This is a genomic window from Duganella alba, assembly GCF_009674495.1.
Lineage (GTDB): Bacteria > Pseudomonadota > Gammaproteobacteria > Burkholderiales > Burkholderiaceae_D > Rugamonas > Rugamonas alba.
In genome coordinates this window covers 92,537-114,676 of sequence record NZ_WKJN01000009.1, presented here as the reverse complement: position 1 = coordinate 114,676, position 22,140 = coordinate 92,537, and the positions used below count along the sequence as shown (strand labels likewise).

Genomic DNA, 22,140 nt, shown 5'->3' with positions numbered 1-22,140 from the left:
ACACTTTAGCACCGAATAGACCAGTCGTCTACAACTATTTTTGCACGTTGCGGCGCTCACGTTCGACCTTGACCATCGCGCAGGCGTAATCGGCCATGCGTTGGGCCCAGGCCGCCAGACCGTCGGGGCTGTCGAACAGGTGGGGATCGGCCTTGCAGATTTGCTCGCGGCTCAGGTAGGAGTACGCCACCAGCGCGCGGATCGAAAAGGCCAGCGCCAGCAGGTCGGGATCGCTGGTCGGCACACCCAGTGCGCGTTCCAGCACCCGCAGCAGGCGCTGTTCCTGTTCGGCCTTATAGCGCTCGTCGTCCAGCAAGCCGGTAGGTTCGAACGATTCGCGCATGCGCAGGCGCACGCTCAACATGATGGCTTCGCCCTGCCCCAGCGGCAGCAGGCGCGAACGGGCGAAGCGCAGCATCGATTCTTCGATGCTCAGGCCGGCCTCGTCGAACGGCGCGCCTTCGTCGTTCATTTTTTCGCGCACCGGTTCGTACAGCGCGGCGCGGTACAGGCCGACCTTGTCGCCGAAGTAGTAGCGGATGGCGGCGGTGTTAACGTTGGCCTCGCCGGCGATGTCGCGCACCGAGGTGCGGTGATAACCCTTGCTGACAAACAGGTTCAGCGCGACGGACAGTATCCGGCCGCGCGCCTGCGCGCCATCCGTGCGGAGCTTGCGGGAACCTGCGCTCGCCGAAGGATTTTCATCATCCATATCTATACTTTGCAATAAGCGAAAACCGCTATTATAAAGTTCAGGCGGTCAGGAGCCACGCCAGCCCAATCCCAGCGCCTTTTGCAGGGCGATGAAGTCGTTGGTCAGCGCCGCCTGCGCCTGCGCCAGATTCTGCTCCGCCGTCAGTTGCTGGCGCTCGGTATCGAGCACGTCGATCAAACTCGCGGTGCCGGCGCGCTGGCGGGCGGCGGTCAGCACGGCCGCGCGGTCGGCGGTGGCCTTGGCGCGGGCGATGGTCGCCACACTGGTGCGGCGCTGACGGAAGCGCGACAGCGCATCCTCGGCATCGCGCAGCGCGCCCAGCACGGCAATGCGGTACTGCGCCTCGGCTTCATCGCGCACGCCTTGCGACTGTTCGATATTCGCATTCACGCGGCCGAAGTCGAGCACATTCCAGCTCAGTTGCGGCGCGATGATGGCGGAGTAATCGTCCAGATGCGTCAGGTCGCTGACGTGGGTGCCGCCAATGCCGATCAGTCCCATCAGGGACAGCTTGGGAAAGCGTGCCGCCTGCGCCTGGCCGATCTGCGCCTGGCGTTGCGCCAGGGTGCGCTCGGCAGCGCGGATGTCTGGACGGCGGCGCAGCATGGCGGTCGGATCGCCGACTGCCACGCTGGCCGGAGGCAGCGGCACCGCCGCCGCGTTAGCCGGATCGGCGCCCAGTTCCGCATCCAGCGCGCCGGGCGCCACGCCAACCAGCATGGCCAGTTCGTCGCGATAGGCGTCGAGCTGCGCACCCAGCGGCTCGGCCTGGGAACGTGTGGTTTCCAGTTGTCCCTGCAGGCGCGTGATGTCCAACTCGGACGCGGTGCCGGCTTTGACGCGGCGCAGCGCCAGCTCAAGCGAGCGCTGCTGGCGTTCGATGGCGGCATTGCTGAGCGCCACCTGCGCCTGCGTCGAACGCAGGTTCACATAGGCCTGCGCCACTTCGGCCACCAGGCTCAGTTGAGCGTCGGCCAGTCGGGCTTCCGCTGCTTCGGCTGCCGCGCCGGCCGCTTCGGTGGCGCGGCGCTGGCCGCCGAACAAATCGATTTCCCAGCTGGCGTCGAAACCGACGCTGTACAGATTGAGCGAGGATGGAATCGACAGGCTGTCGTTGTTGCCGCCATCGCCGCCGCTGTCATTGCCGCTGCCGCTGCCCAAGGTCGGCAGATGCGCGTGTGCCGCCAGCGCCGTGGCGCTGCCCTTCGGTTTTCCATTGGCCTGTTCGCTGCGCAGCGAGGCGCGCGCCTGGCGCACGCGCGCCGACGCCAGCGCCAGATTCGGGTTGGCTTGCAGCGCGCGGTCCACCAGTTGGTCCAGCAACGGATCGCCCAGTTCGGTCCACCAGTGCGCCAGCGCTTTGCTGTCGGCTGGCGTGGCCGGCATATCGGGCGTGCCGGCGCGGGCAAAACCCGCCGCCTGCGGCGTGACGGGCGGCCCGGCGTAGTCGGTGCCCACGGTGGTGCAGGCGCTCAGCAAGCCGGCGCCGCCCAGGCAAGCGAGCAGCAGGGATGGGACGGTTGGTAACTTCATCAGATTCTCCTTAGTGCGCCGCTTCCGGCGGTGCATTCTTGTTCAGCGGGCGCAGGAACAGCACCAGCGGGGTCACGCAGCAGATGCCGACCGCGAGTATCCAGAACAAGTCGATATAGGTCAGCGTCAGCGCCTGCACCTGGACGATGCCGTTCAGACTTTGCAGCGCCTGCGGCAGGCCGCCCAAGGCGTGCACCTGCGTCGCCAAGTAGTCCTGCACGCCGCCGCGATTGGCGTCCAGCGTTTCTTCCAGCCGGCGCTGGTGGAACCACAGCCGCTGGTCCTGCACCACGGCGACGCCGGCCAGCGCCAGCGATCCGCCCATGTTGCGGGCGGCGTTGAACAGACCGGAGGCATCGGCCGCAAATTCGCGGCTGACCGACTGGATCGCGGCCTGGCTCAGGAACATCATGGCGAAAATGGTGCCCAGTCCGCGCATCAGCTGCGACGGAATGAAGTCGTCGCCAGCCGCCAGCGCGGTCAGGCTGGTTTCCATCCAGGCGCTGAAAGCCAGTACCACCAGGCCAAAGCCGACCGCCAGCCGGATGTCGAGCTTGCGGAACAGGATGGGCACAAACGGCATCATCATCAGGCTGGGCACGCCCGACAGCGCCACGATCTGGCCGGCCTGCAGCGAGTTGTAGCCGGCCACGGTGGCCAGGAATTGCGGAATCACATACGAGGTGCCATACACCACCATGCCGATCATGGTGCCCATCACCACCACGCTGCCGAACTGCCGGCTGAGCAGCAGCTTGAGACGGATCACCGGCCGCTTGGCGGTGAATTGTCCGATCATCATCAGCACGAAGCCGCTGACCGACAACAGCGTCAGCCAGATGATCAGTTCCGACGAAAACCATTGTTCGCGCTGGCCCTCTTCCAGCACCACCGTCAGGCCGCCGAGGAAAGCGGCCAGGCCGGCGATGCCCAGCCAGTCCGCCTCCAGCAGCTGGCTGGTTTGCGCCTTGACGTGCGGCAGGCCCACCAGCAGCAACACGATCAGGCCGATGCAAATCGGCAGGTTCAGGAAGAAGGCGTAGTGCCAGCTCAGATGCTCGGTCAGCCAGCCGCCGATCAGCGGTCCGATCACCGGGCCGAGAATCGCGGTCGCGCCAAACATCGCCGTGCCGATCGCCTGTTGGTTGCGCGGCAGCCGGGTGGCGATGATGGTCTGGGCCGTGGGAATCATGGCGCCGCCGGTGAAGCCCTGGCCGACGCGGCCAACAATCATCATGCCGAGCGAGGTCGACAAGCCGCACAGCATGGAAAACACCGTGAACAGTCCGGCCGCCACCAACAGGAAGGTGCGCAGGCCGAACACCCGCTCCAGCCAGCCGCACAGCGGAATGATGACGATTTCCGACACCAGGTAGCCGGTGGCGATCCAGGTGCCCTCGGTGCCGCTGGCGCCGATTTCCCCCTGGATGGTGGGCAGCGACGAATTGACGATCGAGATGTCGAGCGTGGCCATCAGCGCGCCCAGCGTGCCGGCCGCTACCGCCAGCCAGGCGGCGGCGTCGGCGCGCTCGGGCGGCGCCGGCTTGGCGGCGTCAGGTTTGGCCTCGTCAGGTTTGGCGGCTTCGCTCACTGGCGCGCCTCTTTGTGGGCATCTTCGTTGGCACGGATCTGCTTGACCGCATCCCTGGCGCTGGTGGTGTCCACCACCACTTTCAGCGACAGGCCAGGCACCAGCACGCGTCGGGTTTCAGCTGTCGCATCGATCGCCAGGCGCACCGGCACGCGCTGGACAATCTTGGTGAAGTTGCCGGTGGCGTTTTGCGGCGGCAACAGCGAGAACTGCGCGCCGGTGCCGGGCGCCAGGCTTTCGACATGGCCGTGCAGCTTCAGGCCGGGCAAGGCATCGATCTTGATTTCGGCCGGCTGGCCGAGCCGCATGCGGCCGATCTGCGTTTCCTTGAAGTTGGCGGAAATGTAGAGCGTATTCAGTGGCACGATCGACATCAGCCGCGTGCCGGGCTGGGCGAACTGCCCCACCCGCACGGTCAGATCGCCGACGCGGCCATCGGCGCTAGCACTCAGCTGGGTCGATTCCAGATTGACGTCCGCCGCCTTCAGCTGCGCGCGGGCGGTGCCGGACTGCGCCTCGGCCTGGCGCACCTGCGCCTGCAGCGACGCGATGTGTTTGACGGCGTTGTCCAGCGCCGCCTGCTGCGCGGCGACCTGGCGCGCACTCTGCTCGGCCTGATTGCGGCGCGTGGCCAGCGTTTCGGCGTTTTCCGCACCGATCTCGACCAGCGGCGCATACCGCGCCACTTCACGCTTGGCGAAATCGGCGTTGTCGCGCGCGGCGGCCAGCTGGGCACGCATCTGGGCGACCGTCGATTCCTGCTCGGCAACCTGGGCGCGCACCGCATCGGCAGTCGCGTGGGCGATCTCGATCTGGGCCTGATATTGTTCAGTCTGAGCGTTGTAGTCACGCGGATCGATGCGCACCAGCGGCTGGCCGGCCTTCACGTCCTGGTTTTCCTTGACCAGCACTTCGGCGATGTAGCCGTTGATCTTGGGCGAGACGGTAATGTCGTCGGCGCGCAGATAGGCGTCGTCGGTGTCCTCGAAGTACTGGCCGATCAGCTCGTGATACAGGAACCAGCCGCCACCCAGCAGCACGGCCACCGCGCCCAGCGACAGCAATACCACGCGGATTTTCCGCTTTTTGGCAGGCGCCTCCGCCTTGTCATCCTGCTTGTCGTTGCCTTTGTTTTCAGGTTCGCTCATATGGTTCTTTCGTGAGAAAAGTGCGTTAGTTCACACAAACGTGTTAATTCACACGATTGTATGATGTTTACCGGACTTGTGCCACACGAAAGATGAGGCTGGTATTTAACCGGGTGGTGGCCAGCTTCGCCATGACGACGGTGCGATTTCACCAGCAGCGTTGCCGAAAGCGTTAGAATGACGGGTTACGCACGGGGGCGGTGTCCGCCCCCGCAAACCAGACTCATCGCACCGCCTAAAGAACCAATGACCACCGTCCCGAACGAAATCAACGCCGCCGCCGTCAAGAACAGTCCCACTGAAAAACTCACGCCGATGATGCAGCAGTACATGAGCATCAAGAGCCAGCACCCGGACATGCTGGTGTTCTACCGCATGGGCGATTTCTACGAGCTGTTCCACGAAGACGCGGAAAAGGCGGCGCGCATTCTCGGCATTACGCTGACGGCGCGCGGTTCGTCGGGCGGCCAGCCGATCAAGATGTGCGGCGTGCCATTCCATTCGCTGGAAGGCTATCTGGCCAAGCTGGTCAAGATCGGCGAGTCGTGCGCCATCTGCGAACAGATCGGCGATCCGGCCACCAGCAAGGGCCCGGTCGAACGCAAGGTGATGCGCGTGGTCACGCCAGGCACGCTGACCGATGCCGACCTGCTGCCGGAAAAATCGGAGCGTCCGCTGCTGGCCCTGTGCATCATCAGCCAGCGCAAGGTGGCCACCGCCGGCCTGGCGTGGCTGTCGCTGGCCAGCGGCGCGCTGCGCCTGATGGAGTTCTCCGGCGATGCGCATACGGTCAATACGCGCATCCAGCAGGAGCTGGAACGCATCTCGCCGGCCGAACTGCTGCGCGGCGATAACGGCGAGCTGTTTGAGGAATACACGGCCTGCCACGTCAACCGCGTGCCGGAATGGCATTTCGACGTCGTCAGCGGCCACAAGGCGCTGCTGGACCAGTTGGCCGTCGCCACGCTGACCGGCTTCGGCGCCGATGGCCTGGGCGCCGCCTTCGGCGCGGCCGGCGCGCTGCTGCGCTACGCACAGTCGACGCAGGGACGCGGCCTGCAGCACGTGCGCACGCTGACCACCGAAACCGAAAATGAATTCATCGGCCTCGACGCCGCCACCCGCCACAACCTGGAACTGACCGAGACGATACGCGGCCAGGAATCGCCGACGCTGTTCTCGCTGCTGGACCACTGCCGCACCGCCATGGGCTCGCGCCTGCTGCGCCACTGGCTGCACCACGCGCGCCGCGACCAGCACATCGCCCGTTCGCGTCACCAGGCCATCGCCGCGCTGGCGCAGGCCGACGCCACCGGTTCGCTGTCGCAGACGCTGGCGCAGGTGCCGGACATCGAACGCATCACCACCCGCATCGCCCTGCTGTCGGCGCGTCCGCGCGACCTGGCCAGCCTGCGCGACGGCCTGATTCAGCTGCCTGCCCTGCGCCACGGCATGCAGCGCACCCTGACCGATGCGCAAGGCCTGCTGGCCGCCATCCACGCCGATCTGTCGACGCCGGAGTCCTGCCTCGACCTGCTGCAACGCGCGGTGATGCCGGAACCGGCGGTGATGGTGCGTGACGGCGGCGTGATCGCGCGCGGCTTCGACGCGGAGCTGGACGAGCTGCGCGGCCTGTCGGAAAACGCCGGCCAGTACCTGGTCGACCTGGAGACGCGCGAGCGCGCCCGCACCGGCATCGCCAATCTGCGCGTGGAGTACAACAAGGTGCACGGCTTCTACATCGAAGTCACCAACGGCCAGGCCACCAAAGTGCCGGACGACTACCGCCGCCGCCAGACGCTGAAGAACTGCGAGCGTTACATCACGCCGGAACTGAAGGCGTTTGAAGACAAGGCGCTGTCGGCGCAGGACCGCGCGCTGGCGCGCGAGAAGATGCTGTACGACCAGCTGCTGGGCGACCTCGCGCCGTTCATCGGCGCGCTGCAAACCATCGCCCGCGCGCTGGCGCAGCTGGACACGCTGACCGCCCTCACCGACCACGCGCTGCGCCACAACTGGTGCGCGCCGGAGCTGGTGGACACGCCATGCATCAACATCAAGGAAGGCCGCCATCCGGTGGTGGAGAACCAGATCGAACGCTTCATCGCCAACGATTGCCGCTTCGTCGACGAGCGCCGCCTGCTGCTGATCACCGGTCCCAACATGGGCGGTAAATCGACCTTCATGCGCCAGGTGGCCTTGATTACCCTACTGGCCTACATGGGCAGCTACGTGCCGGCGCAAAGCGCCGTGATCGGCCCGATCGACCGCATCTTCACCCGCATCGGCGCCACCGACGATCTGGCCGGCGGCCGCTCGACCTTCATGGTGGAGATGACCGAAGCCGCCGCCATCCTGAACGGCGCCACCGCCAACTCGCTGGTGCTGATGGACGAAATCGGCCGTGGCACCTCGACCTTCGACGGCCTGGCGCTGGCATGGGCGATCGCGCGTCACCTGATCGACACCAGCCGCAGCTTCTCGCTGTTCGCCACCCACTACTTCGAACTGACGCAGCTGCCGGACAGCCATCCGACCGCCAGCAACGTGCATCTGTCGGCGGTGGAGCACAAGGACAGCATCGTGTTCCTGCATGCGGTGCAGGACGGCCCGGCCTCGCAAAGCTACGGCTTGCAGGTGGCGCAGTTGGCCGGCGTGCCGCAGCCTGTGATCAAGGCCGCGCGCAAGCACCTGGCGCGGCTGGAAGCACAGGCGCTGGACGCCACGCCGCAGCTCGACCTGTTCGCCGCGCCGTCGGTCGACGCCAACGATGAAGAGATCGAAGCGCCTGCGCCGGCCGCCGCCAGCCCGGCCATGCGCGAGCTGCTCGACGCGCTGGACGATCTGGACCCGGATGCGCTGACGCCACGCGAAGCGCTGGACCGCTTGTACCAGCTGAAGCGCCTGACGGAATCGGCGCAAGCATGACCCCGCGCGCGCGCCGCCGCATGCTGCTCGCCGCCACCATGTGGGTGGCGGCGCTGGCTGCGGCGGCGACGCACGCCGCCTCGCCCGCCGCCACTGCGGTCGCCGCGACGGTGCGCGCCTTCGCCTTCGGCGTCATCGGCCATCCTTTGCAGCACGGCCGCGACGAGGCGGCACTCAAGCGCGCCATCGCCGATGTGGCGCAAACCACGCCGGCCTTCGTGGTCGCCACCGGCATCAAGGCCGCCACCGAACCTTGCAGCGACAAGCTGTACGCCCAGCGCCGCGACCTGCTCAACGAATCGGCGGCGCCGATGGTCGTGTCGCTGGCCGGCAGCGACTGGAGCGCCTGCCTCAACTCGGCCGGCCGCTCCAACGCCATCGAACGCCTGAACCGCCTGCGCGAAGTGTTCTACGTCGACAGCGAATCGCTGGGTGCGCGCAAGTTGCAGGTGACGCGATTGTCGTCCACCGCCAAGTTCCGCAGCTACGCCGAGAACTCGCACTGGGAATACGGCAAGGTGCTGTTCGCCACGATCAATCTGCCGGCCAATAACAACCACTATCGTCCGGAAGCGGGCCGCAACAGCGAGTTCGAAGACCGTCTGGTGGCCAACCGCGCCTGGCTGCACCGCTTGTTCACGCTGGCGGAACGGCAGAAGATGCAGGGACTGGTGCTGTTCTCGGACGGCGACGCCGGCGTGACGGCGGAGGAAGGCTTCTCGCTGCTGGCGAGTTTTCAGACCAAACAGGATGGCTTTGCCGAAGTGCGCAAGCAGATACGCGGCATGGCGGAAAAATACAAGGGGAAGGTGCTGCTGATTGACGCCCAGCCCGTGCAGCAAGGTGCGCAAGGCGAGCCGGCCATCCAGTGGCGCGAGAATGTGGGACATGTGACCATGACCTCGGACTGGGCCGAGGTGCATGTCACGCCGGGCGCCGCCGCCCTGTTCTCCATCAAGGGCGGCAGCGCCGCAGCGACTACCGATTAGTGAATCGGGTGGATGGCGACGTGGTCGCCCTCTTCACCTTCGTCGTCCTCGTCGCCGTGGTGGTGGCCGTGGGCGCCGTGTACGTGGCCGTGGGCGATTTCTTCATCGGTGGCTTCGCGCACGTCGGTCACGTTCAGCGAGAAACGCAGCGCCATGCCGGCCAGCGGGTGATTGCCGTCCAGGACCACTTTGTCGTCAGCGATATCGGTCACGGTGAAGATCATGGCTTCTTCGCCACTGTCGCCGTCCGGCATGCCTTCGAACTGCATGCCCACTTCCAGCGGCTCCGGCAGGCGGTTGCGTGCTTCGACCTTGACCAGGGAAGCGTCGTAGTCGCCGAATGCATCTTCCGGTTCGATCTGGATAATCGACGCGTAGCCGACTTCTTTGCCATCCAGTTCTTCTTCGATTTTCGGCAGGGTGTTCTCGTAGCCACCGTGCAGGTAGACCATAGGCTGACGGCCGTCTTCGATCAGATTGTCCTGGGCATCGGACAGTTTATAGTTCACAGTCACGACTGTATTCTTGGCAATCTTCATGTTATGCATCCTTTCTGTAATTAGCCCCGGATTATACCTTGGATCGGCAGGCGGCCGCTTCGGGCCAGCGAGCGCATAAGGATATGCCGATTCCGTTCTGGCCGCCGCGCGCCAGCCGTTCTACAATCGTGGCATGCAAGCCGCCACCTCCGACAAACTCGCCCAATGGCTGCTCAGCAGCATCGCGCTGGACGCCGCCGCCATGCACGTGGGCCGCTATTGCGGCCCATGGCGGGCGTCCACGGCCGGCAAGGCGCTGTCCAGCTTCCACCTGGTGTTGAGCGGCGACTGCTGGCTGCACATCGAGGGCCAGCCGCCGCTGCATCTGCAGGCGCGCGACGGCGTGTTCCTGATGAGCGACGTGCCGCACTTCCTCAGCCCTTCGGCCGATCCGGCCACGCCGTTGCAGCGCCCTGCCATGCGGCCGCTGGGCGAGGCGCCGGAGCCGGACAGCGCCGGCCTGGCCTGCGGCTTTTTCCGCTTCAGCGGCGCTTTGAGTCCGCTGGTGATCGCCTCCTTCCCCGAATACCTGGTCTGCCGCAGCGCCGATCCGGCGCTGGGTCATACGGCGGCGCTGTTCGACATGATCGTGGCCGAGGGCGGCGGCGATCCTGAACGGCCGTCGCCGCTGATCGCGCGACTGGTCGAGCTGCTGTTCTTCTATCTGATCCGCCACGCCAGCCAGCGCGAGGCGCTCAGCGCCGGCCTGCTGTCCCTGGCCCAGCGCGGCGAATTCATGGCGCTGCTGGACGAGATGCTGCGCAGTCCCGGCGAGGACTGGTCGATCGCGCGCATGGCGTCGGCCGCGCACATGTCGCGCGCGGCGTTCTGCAAGCACTTCACCGGCGCTGGCGGCGTAACGCCGGCACAGTTCCTGCTGCGGCTGCGCATGCGGCTGGCGGCGCAGCGCCTGAATGCCGGCGATTCGGTCGAACAGGCGGCCAGCCATGTTGGCTACCAATCGCACGCCGCTTTTACGCGTGCCTTCAAGCGCATCGTCGGCGAACAGCCCGGCGCATATCGCCGCCAGCTGCGCGCCGCCGCATAAAAAGACGTTTGAGCACAAAACCACGACTTTTGAACATGGTGTGGACGACGGCATGATCGGATAATATGGCATCACCTCAACAGGAAAATGCCATGTCCCGAATCACTCTGCAAACCCTCGACACCGCGCCGGCCGACAGCCGTCCTTTCGTGGAAAAAGCGATCGCCAACAACGGCTATCTGCCCAATCTGATCGGCGTGCTGGCCAATGCGCCGGTGGCGCTGGAAACCTACCTGACCGTCTCCGCCATCAACGCGCGCGCCAGCCTGTCGCTGGCCGAACGCGAGGTGGTGCAGATCACCGCCGCGCGCATCCATGGTTGCGACTTCTGCGTGGCCGGCCACACGGCCATCTGGCTGAAGAAAGCCGGCCAGTCGCCGGAGTCGGTGCGTGCATTGCACGAAGGTGCGCCGACCGGCGACGCCAGACTGGATGCGGTGGCGGCCTTCGCCAGCGCCGTGATCGCGCGCCGCGGCGCCGTCGACGACGCCGACCTGCAAGCCTTCCTGGCCGCCGGCTACAACCAGCAGCAGGCGCTGGAGGTGGTGCTGGGTGTCAGCCTGGCGACGCTGTGCAACTTCGCCAACAGCCTGGCCGGCACGCCGGTCAATCCGCAGCTGCAACCTTACCTGCCGGGAGCCGTGTAAGCATGGGGGCCCTGCACGACTGGCTGACGCAGCATGCCGAAACGCTCGATCAATCGGAGTCGCTCGGCGACGAGGTGATGCCGGCGCTGGCCGCGCATGGCTGCTTCCGCGCCGGCGTACCGTTGGCGTTGGGTGGCGCGGCTGGCGACTATGGCGATGCGCGCGACGCCATCCTTGGTATCGCCGAAGTGGCGCGGTATTCGGTGACGGCGGCGTTTGTCTACTGGGGCCAGCGCAGCTTTGTCGAATATCTGCTGCAAAGCTCCAATACCGCGCTGCGCGACCGTCTGCTGCCGGCGCTGCTGGATGGCTCGCTGGCCGGCGCCACCGGCTTGTCCAATGCGATGAAGTTCTTGTCGGGGATGGAGGCGCTGGCGGTGCAGGGCACGGCCAATGGCGATGGCTGGCTGTTGAACGGCAAGCTGGCATGGATTACCAATCTGCGTCCGCAGCGCTTTGTCGCGGCGGCGGCTGTGGCGCCGGCCGATGGTTCGACGCCGCTGGTGGCGATGTTCGCCAGCGATGACGTGGGCGTGCAGCGCAGCGACAACCTGGCGCTGATCGCTCTGCGCGGCAGCAATACGGCGGCGGTGCGGCTGGAAAATGTGCCGGCCGGCGCGGACTATGTGATCGCGGCGCAGGCGCCGGAGTGGCTGGCGCGGGTGCGGCCGGCTTTCCTGGGCATGCAGTGCGGGATGTCGATCGGCCTGGCGGCTGCGGCGCTGGACAAGGCGGCGCAGGTGGCGGCCGCCGCCCGCGGCCAGTTGGGCGAACAGATCGCCGCCGCGCAGCAGGCTTTGGCGGCGCTGACGGCGCAATTGCTGGAAGGCGTGGCCGATGGCCGCTTCGTGACGGCGGCGCCGGCGCTGTTCAAGCTGCGCATCGCGCTGGCGGAGCTGGTGCAGCAGGCGCTGACGCTGGAGCTGCAAGCCAAGGGCGGACACGCTTACCTAACGCAGGAGGAAGACGGCTTCGCACGCCGCTGGCGCGAATCGGCCTTCATCCCGGTGATCACGCCAAGCATCACGCAACTGCAGGCGGCGCTGGCCAAGCACGCCGCGGCGGCGGCATGACGGTCGCTGACTGGGCGCTGCGCGCCGACGGCCTGGCGTTTGCCTACGCCGGTGGCGCGCCGACCTTTGAAGACATCTCGCTCGGCGTGCGGCCGCGCGAGATCGTGGCGCTGCTGGGCGGCAGCGGCTGCGGCAAATCGACGCTGCTGCGCGTGCTGGCCGGCCTGCAGCCGCCGACCGCCGGCCGCGTCCAGTTCCTCGGTGCGCCGCTGCCGGAGCCGAGTCCGCGCAGCGCGCTCGTATTCCAGCAAGCCAGCCTGCTGCCCTGGCTGAACGTGACCGCCAATGCCGGCTTCGGCCTGGACTTCGCGCGCCAGCCGAAGATCGCCCGCGCCGAGCACGCGCAGCGCGTGCAGGACGCCATCGCCGCCGTCGGCCTCGCAGGCAGCGAGAAGCGCTACCCGGCCGCCCTCTCCGGCGGCATGGCGCAACGCGTCGCCCTGGCCCGCGCCCTCGCCCGCCAGCCGGAACTGCTGTTTGCCGACGAACCCTTCTCCGCGCTGGACGCCATCACCCGCGCCGAAATGCAAACCCTGCTGGTCGACGTGGTCCACCGCTGGCACACCGCCGCACTGCTGGTCACGCACGACATCGACGAAGCCATCCTGGTCGCCGACCGCATCATCCTGATGGGCGGCCGTCCCGGCGCCATCGTGCGCGAGTGGCAGGTCGACCTGCCCCGCCCGCGCCTGGCCGACGGCGAAGCGGTCAGCAAACTGCGCCTCGACATCCTGGCCGCCCTGCAAGGCCAACGCACCACCGCATCCACGACGACAGAAAGCACAATATGAACAAAGCACCTCACATCTGCCTGGCCTCCGATTGCGATTGCGGCATGACCCGCCGCGACTTCCTGCGGGTGTCCGCACTGGGCACCGCCAGCGTCGCCGCGCCGCTGCTGTTCGCCGGCGACGCCATGGCCCAGCAAGGCCCGAAAGGCGACGACCAGCCGGTGAAGATCGGCTACCTGCCGATCACCGACGCCACGCCGCTGCTGGTGGCGCACGGCCGCAAGCTGTTCGAAGCCGAAGGCCTGCAAGCCGAGGCGCCGCGCCTGTTCCGCAGCTGGGCGCAGATCATCGAGGCCTTCGTCTCCGGCCAGGTGAACGTGATCCACCTGCTGTCGCCGGCCACCATGTCGGTGCGCTACGGCGCCAAGTTCCCGGCCAAGGTGGTGGCGTGGAACCACATCAACGGCTCGGCGCTGACGGTCGCCAAGGACATCAACAGCGTCGCCGACCTCGGTGGCCGCAGCGTGGCGATCCCGTTCTGGTACTCGATCCACAACGTGCTGCTGCAACAGATCCTGGCCAGGAACGGCCTGTCGGTGGTGAGCAAGGGACGTGACGGCAGCATCGGTCCGAAGGAAGTCAACCTGGTGGTGCTGGCGCCAGCCGAGATGGTGTCGGCGCTGGCCAGCAAATCGATCGCCGGCTTCATCGTCGCCGAGCCGTTCAACGCGCTGGCCGAAACCAACGGCGTTGGCAAGGTACTGCGCTTCTCGGGCGACGTCTGGAAGAACCACGCCTGCTGCGTCACCTTCCTGTCGGAGCGCGACATCAGCACCCGTCCGGAATGGGCGCAGCGCGTCACCAACGCCATCGTCAAGGCGCAGTTGTGGACGCGCTCCAACCAGCTCGACACGGCGCGCCTGCTGTCGAACGGCGACAGCCACAAATACACGCCGCACGCGCTGCAAGTGCTGTCCAAGGTGCTGACCGTGACCGACTATGCCGAATACGAGAAGACCGGCATCATCGTGCACAAGGACTGGAACCAGCGCCGCATCGACTTCCAGCCTTACCCGTTCGCTTCGTACACCGAGCAGATGGTGCGCGCCTTGCAGAAGACCCGCCTCGAAGGCGACACCGGCTTCCTGCAAAAACTCGATCCGGCCTTTGTCGCCAGGGATCTGGTGGACGACCGCTTCGTGCGCAAGGCCATCACCGCTGTCGGCGGCCCGCAAGCCTTCGGCCTGCCGGCCAATCTGATGCGCACTGAAACGCTGGCCATCTGATGCTGCGTCGCTTTGCTTTGCCGCTGCTGGGCTTTGCGGTGGCGCTGCTGCTGTGGCAAGTCGGCGTGTCCGCGCTGGAAAAGGACACGCCGATCGCCGCCGCCTTCGCGCCGCTGGAGGCCGGCCGCGCGCTGCTATTGATGCTGCAAGGGCCGGACATCTGGCGCGACATCGGCCTCAGTCTGCGCCGCGTCGGTTATGGACTGCTGGCTGCGGCGCTGATCGGCGTTCCGCTCGGTGTGCTGGTGGGCAGTTCGAAGCGCTTCGCGGCGGCCACCATGCCGCTGTTCCAGCTGCTGCGCATGGTGTCGCCGCTGTCGTGGATGCCGCTGGCGGTGATGACGCTGGGCGTCGGCGACGCGCCGGTGTACTTCCTGCTGGCGTTTGCGGCGGTGTGGCCGATTCTGCTCAACACCGCCACCGGCGTGGCGCGGCTCGATCCCAACTGGCTGCTGCTGGCGCGCAGTCTGTCGGCCACACGCGGCGAGACGGTGTTCAAGGTGGTGCTGCCGGGGATTACGGCCGATATCCTGACCGGCGTGCGGCTGGCGATCGGCATCATCTGGATCGTACTGGTGCCGGCGGAGATGCTGGGCGTGTCGGCGGGACTGGGCTACTTCATCCTCGACGCGCGCGACCGGCTGGCCTACAACGAACTGATGGCGGCGATTGTGCTGATCGGTTTATTGGGGTACGGCCTGGACTGGTTGGCCCGCGCCGCTCATGCAAAGTGGCTCCACACGCGCTGATTAGCACCCCGCACGACGGTCAGTGGCGGGGTCTGACCCCATGCGGGGTCAGACCCCTCTATCGCTGTGCGGGTTCACGTCCGCCGCTGCGGTCCAGACCCGACCTAGGCGGGAACGACGGCGGCCGAGGTTATAATCGCGGTATGAAAAAATTACCGCTCCTCGGCGACATCACGCCGGCGCAGTTCCTGCGCGAATACTGGCATAAAAAGCCACTCCTGATCCGCAACGCCATCCCCGGCTTCAAGCCGCTGCTGTCGTTTGACGCGCTGGCCAAGCTGGCCTCCACCAACCACGCCGAATCGCGCCTGGTCACCGGCTTCGACGGCGAATGGTCCTTGCAGCACGGCCCGCTGGAATCGCTGCCGTCGCGCGACCAGAAGGAATGGACCATGCTGGTCCAGGGTGTCAACCTGTTCGACGCCAAGGCCGACGCGCTGCTGCGCCAGTTCCGCTTCCTGCCGGACGCCCGCCTCGACGACCTGATGATCAGCTTCGCCACCGATGGCGGCGGCGTCGGTCCGCACTTCGATTCCTACGACGTGTTCTTGCTGCAGGCCCAGGGCCAGCGCCGCTGGCAAATCGGCCCGCAGAAAGACCTGACCATCATCGACGGCCTGCCGCTGAAAATCCTGGCCAACTTCACGCCGGACGAAGAGTTCGTGCTCAATCCCGGCGACATGCTGTACCTGCCGCCGCACTACGCGCACGACGGCATCGCCATCGGCGACTGCCAGACCTATTCGATCGGCTTCCGCTCGCCGTCGTACCAGGAGCTGGGCGAGAACTTCCTGCAATTCATGGCCGACTCGATCGACCTGCCGGGCCGCTACGCCGATCCGGAACTGGAAGCGACCGCCAAGCCGGCCGAGATCCCGCGCGCCATGCTGGCGGCGCTAACCGAGGAACTGAACAAGGTGCGCTTCACCGAGGAAGACATCACCATCTTCTTCGGCGAGTACCTGTCCGAGCCGAAGCACAATGTGTTCTTCACCGGCCCGGCCAAGCCGCTCACCGTCGGCAAGTTCGGCGAAGCGGTGATGAAGAAGGGCCTGGTCCTGTCGCGCAAGACGCAGATGCTGTATCGCGGCAAGAACGTCTTCATCAACGGCGAATCGTTCGGCGTCGGCAAGGCCGACAAGGCCACGCTGGAACTGCTGGCCAACAACCGCCGCCTGGAAGGCGCCGAGTTCGCCACCGCCTCGGACGACGTGCTGGAAGCGCTGTACACGTGGTATCAGGACGGCTGGGTCGAACTGGGTTGATTTAAAACGGGAGGCAAGATGGACAGACTGGTTATTCCCTTCACCACGCGGACGGAATTTCAACAGCATTTGGCCAGCTGCCTCGCGCGCGCCGAACAGACGCTGCAGCTGTTCGACCCCGACTTCAGCATCTGGGAACTGGGCAGCAGCGCCAGCGACGCCCAGTTGCGGCGCTTCCTGCACGGCGGCGGCCGCCTGCAACTGGTGGGCCACGACGGCCGCCAGATCGAACGCGATGCGCCGCGCTTCCTGCGCCTGCTGAAGGATTATGGCCATTTGATTGAAGTGCGCCGCACCAGCCAGCAATTACGCCAATTAACCGATTCTTTTTGTATTGCCGATCAGCGCGATATTGTCCGGCGTTTTCACGCCGATCATTTCCGCGGAGAAGCGGTTTTTAACGGCCCTCAAGACCTGCAAACCAGCCTGGAACGTTTCCTTACAATTTGGATAGAGTCCGGCCCGGGATTGTGAGCAAACGCAACTGGATTATCAGCCAGTTAGGAGTAAAATGCTGGGCAGCACGGTAGTTAGCTGGACTTAGACGCAAGTAAAGTCCGAAACGAAATGTTGCGATATCGCAAAATACTTATGTGTTAGGCTTGTTGAACTATTGCGATGCACTAAAAATCGCTATAATATTCGGCTAGGAAGTTTCCGTTGTCTAGTAGGCACCTTCTAGGTACGAAAGCCTTCGAAGACGACCTAATTGAGCGATAATTACCGGTAATTATTAATCGCAACACTGTGTTTAATTTTTGAATTAACTAAGGAAAATCCATGAAAAAATCCCTGCTGATCGCCTCCCTGCTGGCTGTTGCTCTGGCTGCTTGCTCGAAAAAAGAAGAACCAGCTCCAGCTGCTCCAGCTCCAGTAGCTGCTCCAGAAGCTGCTGCTCCAGCACCAGCTCCAGCTCCAGCAGCTGACGCTGCTGCTCCAGCTGCTGCTGCTCCAGCAGCTTCGGACGCTGCCGCTGCTCCAGCCGCTTCGGCTGCTGCTGCTCCAGCTGCTTCGAAGTAATATCAGCTTGAGAGAAAAACCGACCTTCGGGTCGGTTTTTTTTCGTCCATAGGTTTATAAACTAAATGTATGGAATAAAAAAAAGCCGGCTTGCGCCGGCTTTGTGTTTCTAATTACCGATTACTTCAGCTGCTCATGCAGCAGGGTGATGATTTTCTCGCCGACCGGGCCGGTTTCCGGTTGGCCGGCATTGCTCAATACCTTGACGATGCTGGTATTGCCTTCATTGGCCTTGACCGAAATACGGTAACGTTGCGCTTCCTTATCCGCCTCATCCGACGAACCCCAGCTAAACAGCTTGCTGAAGAAGCCCTTGGTTTCCGCCGTATCGTTGATATAACGCACGAAGTAAATACCCTGGGTGCGGTCGCGGTCTTCCACGGTGAAGCCGGCGCGGTCCAGCGCCAGGCCTACACGGCGCCAGGCGCGGTCGAAGCCCTCGTCCACCTGTACCGCACGGTCGGCGCCAGCGCCCACCAGCGAGGCGTGCTGAGGCTGCACGATGGCGCCTTCGACGGCGGTCTTGGCCGTGGCCAGCTGTTCGCCGCCATTGCCCAGCTTGTTCATCAGGCGCGACAGGAATTCCGCTTCCAGGCCCGGGTCGTTAGGACGCGGCATCCACTTGGTGGTTTCCTTTTCGGCGCCGGTGGCGATTTCCTGCACGCCGCGGTGGCTGATGTAGATTTCGCTGGAACCGTCGGCGCGGCGCTCGATGCGGGTGCGGAACTTGTCGCGCTCGCCGCTCGAATACACCGAATCAAAGACCTTGCCGATGGTGTTGCGGATGAAGTCCTGCGGAATCTTGGCGCGGTTTTCATTCCACTCGGTTTCCATGATGCCCGAGGCCGGCAGTTCTTCCGACAGGGTGAAACCCGAGTCTTCCCAGAACTGCTTCAGTTGCGGCCACAGCTGCTCCGGCGTCTGCTTGATCACCAGCCAGCGCTGGTTGCCGTCGCGCTCGACCTTGATGTCGCTCAGGCTCATCTGCGCCACGGTGCCGGCGGCCGGCTGGCCAGGAATGATCACCGCGCCAGGATTGGCCGCGCCCGACTGGGCCGCCTTGGAGGCGTTGTAGCCCGAAGCGGTGGCCACGCCGTTGCTCGAATCCGGCAGCGAGTAGCGGTTGTCTTTTTGCAGCTGGGTCAGATCCGGCGGCACGTCCAGCGTGCTGGCCTTCTTGGCGGACTTGTAGTCCACCTTGTCGTTGCCCAATACCGAGCCCAGCATACCGCAGCCGCTCAGGCTGGTCAGGGTGGTCACTACTGCGCCTACCATCAGCACGCGCTGCGAGGAAATAAAAGCTGTCTTGCGAATAGTCATGTCGTTACTGTTATAAGAAGCTGAGTGCAGCAAAATATGATCCGACCCAGGTCGGGGCTAGTTGCTCGTTGCTACGGGTTTTTACAGGACGCCGGCTTCTCGCAGGGCCGAGCGTACTGCTTCATGATAACTGTCGGCCAGCGGCACCAGCGGCAGGCGGATACCGGCAGGCATCTTGCCCATTTCCGCCAGGGCCCACTTGACCGGCACCGGATTCGGCTCGATGAACAGTTTCTGGTGCAGCGGGAAGACTTTGTTGTTCAGTTCGACGGCCTTGGCGATGTCGCCGGCGATCGCCGCGCGGCACATGTCGGCCATGGCGCGCGGCGCCACGTTGGCGGTCACCGAGATATTGCCGGCGCCGCCGGCCAGCATCAGCGCCATCGCGGTCGGATCGTCGCCCGAGTACACGGCGAACGACTTCGGCGCCAGGCGCAGCAGGTCGTAGCCGCGGCCGATGTTGCCGGTCGCGTCTTTCACGCCGATGATGTTCGGCACGTCGGCCAGGCGCAGGATGGTCTCGTTGCTCATGTCGGCCACGGTACGGCCCGGCACGTTGTACAGCACGATCGGCAGGTCCACCGCTTCGGCGATGGCCTTGAAGTGCTGGTACATGCCTTCCTGCGTAGGACGGTTGTAGTACGGCACCACCTGCAGCGTGGCGTCGGCACCGGCTTCCTTGGCGTAACGGGTCAGCTTGATCGCCTCGGCGGTCGAGTTGGCGCCGGCGCCGGCGATGATGGGGATGCGGCCCTTGGCGTGGGCGACCGTCGCCTTGATCAGCGCGCAGTGCTCTTCCACGCTGACGGTGGCCGATTCGCCGGTGGTGCCGGCGATGACGATGCTGTCCGTACCTTCGGCGATATGCCAGTCGATCAGCTTGTTCAAACCCTCAAAGTCCAGACTGCCGTCTGCGTGCATCGGGGTGACGATTGCTACGATGCTGCCCTTAATCATAGGAAACCACTGCTAAAAGAATTAAAACAACGATTGTAGTCGATAGGTTGCGCCCGTGGTGCATTCGGCGGGACAAATCGACGCTCAAAATGGCGGTAATAGCGCCGCTTCTCGGGGAAAATCAGGCTTTACGGCGCAGAGTCGTTGCACCATGGCAGCTTTTGGGCGGTCAATGACGCCATCTTCGAACGCCACCACCCGCAAACCGTGCTCGCGCGCCAGTTCCAGCAGCTCGCCCGCTTGCAGCAGGAAGGCCGGATTCGACGGTTTGCCGAACTGCGCATTGCCGTCGGCGAAGGTTTCGTAAATCAGCACGCCATTGGGCGCCAGGCTGGCCAGCATGTCGGCAATTAGCGGCCGATGCAGGTAATTTGTGACCACGATGCCGGCAAATCGCTGCGGACCGAAGGGCCAGGCGGCGCCCTCCTCTTCCAGGTCGATGGCGCTGGTGGTGATGCCCTGGCCGCAGGTGGCCGCCAAGGCCGCCGGATCGCGGTCGACCGCCACCACTTCATGCCCGAGGGACGCCATGTGGCGCGAATGGCGGCCGGTGCCGCAAGCCAGGTCCAGCACGGCGCCGCCGGGGACCAGGGGCGCATAACGCTGCACCCAGGGCGAAATCAGATCGCTCATGTGTATTTACCCGCTTTTACTTAGGTGTAGGCCAGGCCCATGGCCTCGCGCACGTCGCGCATGGTTTCCTGCGCCAGCTTGCGGGCCACGTCGTTGCCGTCGGCGACGATGGCGCGCACCAGCGACGGATCGTCCAGGTACGGCTGGGCGCGCTCGTGCATCGGCTCCTGTTCCTTGATGATGGCGTCGATCACCGGCTGCTTGCACTCGATGCAGCCGATGCCGGCCGATTTGCAGCCCTTGACCACCCATTCCTGGGTCGGCGCATCCGAATACACCTGGTGGAACTGCCACACCGGGCAGCGTTCCGGATCGCCGGCGTCGGTGCGGCGCACGCGCGCCGGGTCGGTGGGCATGGTCTTGATCTTCTTGCTGACCGCGTCCTTGTCCTCGCGCAGCGCGATGGCGTTGCCGTAACTCTTGGACATCTTGCGGCCGTCCAGGCCCGGCAGGCGCGCGGCCTCGGTCAGGCGCGACTGCGGCTCGACCAGGATCAGCTTGCGGCTGCCTTCGAGGTAGCCGAACAGGCGTTCGCGGTCGCCCATCGACAGGCTCTGGGCGTCGTCCAGCATGGCCTTGGCCTGGGCCAGCGCCTCCTCCTTGCCGTCCTGCTGGTATTCGGTGCGCAGTTCGTTGTACAGCTTGGCGCGCTTGCTGCCGAGCTTTTTCACAGCGTCCTGCGCCTTTTCCTCGAAACCTTTTTCCTTGCCGTACAAGTGATTAAAACGGCGCGCGATTTCGCGCATCATTTCAATGTGCGGCACCTGGTCCTCGCCCACCGGCACCTGGCTGGCGCGGTAGATCAGCACATCGGCCGCCTGCAGCAGCGGATAGCCGAGGAAGCCGTAGGTTGCCAGGTCTTTGCTGGCCAGATTCTCGATCTGGTCCTTGTAGGTCGGCACCCGCTCCAGCCAGCCCAGCGGTGTGGCCATCGACAGCAGCAGGTGCAGTTCGGCGTGCTCGGGCACGCGCGACTGGATGAACAGCGTGGACTGCGACGGATCGACGCCGGCGGCCAGCCAGTCGACCAGCATGTCCCAGGTGCTGCGCTCGATGACGGTGGGGTCGTCGTAGTGCGTGGTCAGCGCGTGCCAGTCGGCCACGAAGTACAGGCACGGCAGTTCAGTCTGCATCCTGATCCAGTTTTTCAGGGCGCCATGGTAGTGGCCCAGGTGCATGGAGCCGGTGGGACGCATGCCGGAGACGACGCGATCGGGATACATAGGCGGATCAGGTAAAGAGTAGTTGCAGCGGATAAACCAGCGTCTGCCAGATCACATGCACCATGTACATGCCGCGGATCAGGAAACCGTTCAGCAGGCCAAACTGCATCGCCAGGATCAGGCCGATGAACACCCACATGCTGTAGCGTTCGATGCGCGCATACGGGCGCGCCAGCGACATCGGCAAAATGCCGGTGACGATGCGGCCGCCGTCGAGCGGCGGCAGCGGAATCAGGTTGAAGACGAACATGGCGGCGTTCACCATCCAGCCGGCCTCGGCCATCTTGATGAAAAAGTCATCCTGGGTGAAGTGGAACACCTGGATCAGCACGATCCACAGCACCATCCACGCCAGGCCCATGACAAAGTTGGCGGCCGGACCGGCGGCGGCCACAAACGCCATCTGCTTTTTCGGATTGCGCAGGCGGCCGTAATCGACCGGCACCGGCTTGGCGAAGCCCAGCGGCGGCAGGTGCACCAGCGCCAGCACCAGCGGCAGCAGGATGGTGCCGAACGGGTCGATGTGCTTGAGCGGGTTGATGGTCAGGCGGCCGGCTTCGGCAGCGGTGGGGTCGCCGAAGTAGCGGGCGACAAATCCATGTGCGGCTTCGTGCAGGGAAATTGCAAAAAGAACAGGAATGGCGTAGACCGTGGCGGTCTGTACAAAGCTATCAATATCCATGGACGGCATTTTACCAGAGGCTTGTTTGCCTACTTGCGGCGCCGTCAAAGGCCGGCGCCCTCG

The 22,140-nt window shown here is 65.0% G+C and carries 21 protein-coding genes; 11 read left to right on the top strand and 10 right to left on the bottom strand.

The genetic code is table 11. The features are described 5' to 3' along the window. Positions 1–34: 34 nt before the first annotated feature. The 4 genes from GJ695_RS11420 to GJ695_RS11405 all read right to left on the bottom strand — a co-directional run bounded on the left by GJ695_RS11420 (position 35) and on the right by GJ695_RS11405 (position 4,987). Entirely contained in the window at positions 35–712 is a 678-nt protein-coding gene (locus GJ695_RS11420; RefSeq protein ID WP_154364771.1) for a TetR/AcrR family transcriptional regulator, read from the bottom strand. A gap of 48 nt (positions 713–760) precedes the next feature. Beyond that, positions 761–2,248 carry an efflux transporter outer membrane subunit gene (locus GJ695_RS11415; RefSeq protein WP_154364770.1) on the bottom strand — a complete coding sequence of 496 codons (1,488 nt, stop codon included), beginning with the start codon at positions 2,246–2,248 and terminating at the stop codon, positions 761–763. A 10-nt stretch (positions 2,249–2,258) separates the two neighbouring features. Then, positions 2,259–3,755 (bottom strand): MDR family MFS transporter, encoded by a 1,497-nt coding sequence (locus GJ695_RS11410; RefSeq protein ID WP_208023387.1) that lies wholly within the window; start codon positions 3,753–3,755, stop codon positions 2,259–2,261. A gap of 80 nt (positions 3,756–3,835) precedes the next feature. After that, a complete protein-coding gene (locus tag GJ695_RS11405; protein WP_154364769.1) occupies positions 3,836–4,987 on the bottom strand; it encodes an HlyD family secretion protein in 1,152 nt (383 codons plus the stop codon). Positions 4,988–5,233: 246 nt separating this feature from the next. Between GJ695_RS11405 and mutS the strand changes: the two genes are divergently transcribed. Beyond that, positions 5,234–7,915: a DNA mismatch repair protein MutS gene (gene mutS, locus GJ695_RS11400; protein WP_154364767.1), complete on the top strand. Its 2,682-nt coding sequence runs from the start codon at positions 5,234–5,236 to the stop codon at positions 7,913–7,915. Beyond that, entirely contained in the window at positions 7,912–8,904 is a 993-nt protein-coding gene (locus GJ695_RS11395) for a hypothetical protein (RefSeq protein WP_154364765.1), read from the top strand. The genes mutS and GJ695_RS11395 overlap by 4 nt, the downstream gene beginning before the upstream one ends. Here the strand turns inward: GJ695_RS11395 and GJ695_RS11390 are convergent. Continuing rightward, entirely contained in the window at positions 8,901–9,443 is a 543-nt protein-coding gene (locus tag GJ695_RS11390) for an FKBP-type peptidyl-prolyl cis-trans isomerase (RefSeq protein ID WP_154359837.1), read from the bottom strand. The genes GJ695_RS11395 and GJ695_RS11390 overlap by 4 nt on opposite strands. A 133-nt stretch (positions 9,444–9,576) precedes the next feature. Between GJ695_RS11390 and GJ695_RS11385 the strand changes: the two genes are divergently transcribed. The 9 genes from GJ695_RS11385 to GJ695_RS30060 all read left to right on the top strand — a co-directional run bounded on the left by GJ695_RS11385 (position 9,577) and on the right by GJ695_RS30060 (position 17,262). Further along, a complete protein-coding gene (locus GJ695_RS11385) occupies positions 9,577–10,491 on the top strand; it encodes an AraC family transcriptional regulator (protein ID WP_154364763.1) in 915 nt (304 codons plus the stop codon). Positions 10,492–10,583: 92 nt separating this feature from the next. Beyond that, on the top strand, positions 10,584–11,138 hold the full coding sequence (locus GJ695_RS11380; RefSeq protein WP_154364761.1) for a carboxymuconolactone decarboxylase family protein: 555 nt from the start codon (positions 10,584–10,586) through the stop codon (positions 11,136–11,138). A 2-nt stretch (positions 11,139–11,140) separates the two neighbouring features. Then, positions 11,141–12,211 (top strand): acyl-CoA dehydrogenase family protein, encoded by a 1,071-nt coding sequence (locus GJ695_RS11375; RefSeq protein ID WP_154364759.1) that lies wholly within the window; start codon positions 11,141–11,143, stop codon positions 12,209–12,211. Then, on the top strand, positions 12,208–13,002 hold the full coding sequence (locus GJ695_RS11370; RefSeq protein ID WP_154364757.1) for an ABC transporter ATP-binding protein: 795 nt from the start codon (positions 12,208–12,210) through the stop codon (positions 13,000–13,002). Before GJ695_RS11375 ends, GJ695_RS11370 begins: the two co-directional genes overlap by 4 nt. Beyond that, a complete protein-coding gene (locus GJ695_RS11365) occupies positions 12,999–14,228 on the top strand; it encodes an ABC transporter substrate-binding protein (protein ID WP_154359832.1) in 1,230 nt (409 codons plus the stop codon). Before GJ695_RS11370 ends, GJ695_RS11365 begins: the two co-directional genes overlap by 4 nt. After that, the gene (locus GJ695_RS11360) at positions 14,228–14,977 is read left to right on the top strand and encodes an ABC transporter permease (RefSeq protein WP_208023384.1); all 750 of its coding nucleotides are present in this window, start codon (positions 14,228–14,230) and stop codon (positions 14,975–14,977) included. Before GJ695_RS11365 ends, GJ695_RS11360 begins: the two co-directional genes overlap by 1 nt. 143 nt (positions 14,978–15,120) lie before the next feature. Beyond that, entirely contained in the window at positions 15,121–16,242 is a 1,122-nt protein-coding gene (locus GJ695_RS11355; RefSeq protein WP_154364755.1) for a cupin domain-containing protein, read from the top strand. Between the two features lie 18 nt (positions 16,243–16,260). Continuing rightward, complete coding sequence (locus GJ695_RS11350) at positions 16,261–16,716, top strand: DUF7931 domain-containing protein (RefSeq protein WP_154364753.1); 456 nt, start codon at positions 16,261–16,263, stop codon at positions 16,714–16,716. A gap of 306 nt (positions 16,717–17,022) precedes the next feature. Further along, complete coding sequence (locus GJ695_RS30060) at positions 17,023–17,262, top strand: hypothetical protein (RefSeq protein WP_154359829.1); 240 nt, start codon at positions 17,023–17,025, stop codon at positions 17,260–17,262. A 120-nt stretch (positions 17,263–17,382) separates the two neighbouring features. Here the strand turns inward: GJ695_RS30060 and bamC are convergent, their stop codons facing one another. The 5 genes from bamC to GJ695_RS11320 form a co-directional block, all read right to left on the bottom strand. Then, positions 17,383–18,537 carry an NlpB/DapX family lipoprotein gene (gene bamC, locus GJ695_RS11340; RefSeq protein WP_371866521.1) on the bottom strand — a complete coding sequence of 385 codons (1,155 nt, stop codon included), beginning with the start codon at positions 18,535–18,537 and terminating at the stop codon, positions 17,383–17,385. Between the two features lie 126 nt (positions 18,538–18,663). Next, positions 18,664–19,539, bottom strand: coding sequence for a 4-hydroxy-tetrahydrodipicolinate synthase (dapA, locus tag GJ695_RS11335; protein ID WP_154364751.1), 876 nt, complete (start codon positions 19,537–19,539; stop codon positions 18,664–18,666). A gap of 84 nt (positions 19,540–19,623) precedes the next feature. Further along, positions 19,624–20,172 (bottom strand): class I SAM-dependent methyltransferase, encoded by a 549-nt coding sequence (locus GJ695_RS11330; protein ID WP_154364749.1) that lies wholly within the window; start codon positions 20,170–20,172, stop codon positions 19,624–19,626. Between the two features lie 20 nt (positions 20,173–20,192). Continuing rightward, positions 20,193–21,395 carry a tryptophan--tRNA ligase gene (locus GJ695_RS11325; protein WP_154364747.1) on the bottom strand — a complete coding sequence of 401 codons (1,203 nt, stop codon included), beginning with the start codon at positions 21,393–21,395 and terminating at the stop codon, positions 20,193–20,195. Positions 21,396–21,402: 7 nt separating this feature from the next. Continuing rightward, the gene (locus GJ695_RS11320) at positions 21,403–22,077 is read right to left on the bottom strand and encodes a site-2 protease family protein (protein ID WP_154364745.1); all 675 of its coding nucleotides are present in this window, start codon (positions 22,075–22,077) and stop codon (positions 21,403–21,405) included. Positions 22,078–22,140: the final 63 nt, after the last annotated feature.